General features: G+C 66.8%; 3 protein-coding genes. 1 reads left to right on the top strand and 2 read right to left on the bottom strand.

Annotated features, from left to right (window positions below):
- Positions 1-170: 170 nt before the first annotated feature.
- Complete coding sequence (pth, locus tag AX681_RS14855) at positions 171-743, top strand: aminoacyl-tRNA hydrolase (protein WP_066664644.1); 573 nt, start codon at positions 171-173, stop codon at positions 741-743.
- Between the two features lie 55 nt (positions 744-798).
- Here the strand turns inward: pth and AX681_RS14850 are convergent, their stop codons facing one another.
- Both AX681_RS14850 and AX681_RS14845 read right to left on the bottom strand, forming a co-directional pair.
- The gene (locus AX681_RS14850; RefSeq protein ID WP_066664641.1) at positions 799-1,806 is read right to left on the bottom strand and encodes a hypothetical protein; all 1,008 of its coding nucleotides are present in this window, start codon (positions 1,804-1,806) and stop codon (positions 799-801) included.
- 161 nt (positions 1,807-1,967) lie between these two features.
- Positions 1,968-2,507 (bottom strand): hypothetical protein, encoded by a 540-nt coding sequence (locus AX681_RS14845; RefSeq protein ID WP_066664638.1) that lies wholly within the window; start codon positions 2,505-2,507, stop codon positions 1,968-1,970.
- Positions 2,508-2,748: the final 241 nt, after the last annotated feature.

Raw genomic sequence — 2,748 nt, 5'->3', positions numbered from 1 at the left:
CAAACACCCTTCCCCTCCCTGCAAGGGAGGGGCTAGGGGTGGGTTCAGCGCCGGGCGAGGCTCGATGCCTCGCCCGGCGCTTTGCGTTTGGGCGATCCCCTTGAAGCGCGCAGACGCGCGCACCCACCCCCGTCCCCTCCCTTCCAGGGAGGGGGGAAAAGGATGTACACGTGCAGCTCTGGGTTGGCCTCGGCAATCCCGGCCCCGATTATGCGATGAACCGGCACAATGTCGGCTTCATGGCGGCCGACGCCATTGCCGAAGTGCATGGCTTTTCCGCGCCGGCGAAGAAATTCCACGGCTGGCTGCAGGAAGGGCGGATCGGCGGGAGCAAGATCCTGCTGCTCAAGCCGGCGACGTATATGAACGAAAGCGGGCGGGCGATCCGCGCCGCGCTCGACTTCTACAAGCTCGCGCCCGAAGCGGTCACCGTGTTCCATGACGAGCTCGACCTCGCGCCGTTTCAGGTCAAGGTGAAGCGCGGCGGGGGTGCTGCGGGGCAGAACGGCATTCGCAGCGCCATCGCGCATATCGGTGCGGACTTCCGCCGCGTGCGCATCGGCATCGGCCATCCGGGACACAAGGACCGCGTCACCGGCTATGTCCTCGGCAACTATGCCAAGGCGGAGATCGAGGATTTGTCCGACCTGCTCGGCGCGATCGCGGCGGAGGCGGAGTGGCTGGCCAAGGGCGACGATGCGCGCTTCATGAACGATATCGCGCTGCGCCTGCAGCGATCCTGAGCGGAAACAAAAAAGGCCGGGTCTCCCCGGCCTTTTTCGTTCATCCTGGCGGTGATCAGTTCTTCTTGCCGACCACCACGCCGACCGCGCGGCTGTCGCCGGCCGCGACCGCGCCACTGATCGCGAAGCTGATGCCGATCTCACCCGCCTGCGGACCATAGGCCAGGCCCTGGAAGGTGCCGCCGGCGGTGCTGCCGGGGCCGAAGCTGCCGGTGAACTGGTTGCTGCCCACGGGGATCGCGCCGGTGCCGGTGAAGGTGCCGTAGGCGACATTGCCGCCACTGGTGACCCGCTCAAGGTTCAGCGTCAGCGTGACCAGGCCGGTCGCATAGTTGATCGACAGCGTGGCGGTGCCGCCCAGCTTGTCGACCGAGCTCGCCCCGGCGGCGGGCGCGATCACCGAACGCCCGGCGATGCGCACGGTATAGGTCGCGGTACCCGTGGTCGGCATGTCCGATACGACGGTCGGATAGCCATAGACGCCATAGGTGATGCGCTTCGCACCCGCAGTGCTGTCGCCGCGCCACCAGCCGGCATAGCTGACCCGGGTCAGCGCCAGCGCGGTGTCCGACGTCACCTGACCCGACACGGTGTTGTTCAGCAGATCGAGCTGGGTGAATGCACCCGCCGTCGTCGGCGCAGTCGTCTCACGCAGCACATATTCGGGGTTCGCCGGCAGCGGCGGGGTCAGCAGGTCAGCTCCGGTAAAGCGCGATTCCTCGGCATTCTCGCGCACCACCAGCTCGGTGGTCGAGGTCGAAGTGAGCGTGCCCTGCAGCGCCAGGCGGACGCGGTTCGAGAAGGCGTCGGTGCCGGCGGCACCCAGCGTGACCGGGCCGGTGACATCGCCGGTATAGCTGGTCGCGGCACTGACGGTGAAGAACTCACCCGCCGTGTTCGCCGCGATCGGCAGGCTGGAATAGCTGATCGGTGACGGAGTCGGCGTCACGCTTGATGTGGGCGTCGGCGTCGGGGTCGGCGTTGCGCCGTCATCGCCGCCGCTGCAGCCGGCTACGACCAGAACAACTGCGGTGCTGGCAATCAGGATGGAACGGCGAATCATACTGCGACTCCTGTAACGTGGCCGTCTGGAAGGCGGTTGGCGCCTTTACCCGGGATGAACAGGCCGTGTTGCCACGGCCACTCGATATGCAGCGGTAGCGTGGCTAGCCACGAAACGGAAGAGCGCCGGTGCGGGATTCGCCGCACCGGCTCGTTCCCGCGTCAGTTACCCAGTTGACCGAGCAGACCCCGCAGCTGCTGGATCTTCCCGAAACGCTCGGCCGGATTGAGCTTCGCCATCGGCCCGACCCCGCCAAACTCCGCCCCGCTTTGCAGGCAGGTGGTGACCTGGGCATGCGCCTGGGCGCGGTCGCTCTTGCTGAAGCTATTGTCGATCTGATCCTTAACCGCCCAGTCGAGATAGGCGTCGAGCTTCGCCTTGGACAGTTCGGGCTTGGGCGGATCGGCGGGGATCACCTGATCGCCCAGCGTCTTTTCGATCATGCCGCGATAATGGGTCAGGAACGGCGCAGCTCCGCCCGCCATGCTCTTGGGCAGCGGGCTGTCCAGCAGCCGCTGTTGCCACTTGACCGCCGCATAGCACCGCACGTTGAGCGCCAGCTTGTCCTGCAGGTCGCGCGCCTTGCGTTTTTCGGCGGCCTTGGCCTTGGCGTCGGCTGCGGCCTTTTCCTGCGCGCCATTGTCGCCGCACCCGGCCAGCGCGATCAGCGCCAGCGGGGCGAGGATTGCGAATGTCTTCATGGACTTGATGTCCTCCCCTGTTCGTCGATGGCGCGACTTTGACGCCGCGCCGCGCCCTGTCAACCGCGGGTGGTGGAGATCATCAACGGGTGATGGCAAGTCGTCGCGATGGCACCCAATTCCTCCCCTGCCCCGCAGGGGGGGGGGTGGCATCGCGAAGCGATGACGGAGGGGCGCCCTCGCAGAGGGCGGAATTTTGCCGAGCTGGTCACGGCCGTCTGCGCGGCCGCCCCTCCACCAC

Origin of the sequence: Sphingomonas sp. CCH9-E2 (assembly GCF_001557215.1) — a bacterium.
In the GTDB taxonomy this organism is placed as follows: Bacteria; Pseudomonadota; Alphaproteobacteria; order Sphingomonadales; family Sphingomonadaceae; genus Sphingomonas.
Note: the sequence above shows the minus strand (reverse complement) of the source record. Positions and strands in the feature narration are given on the sequence as shown.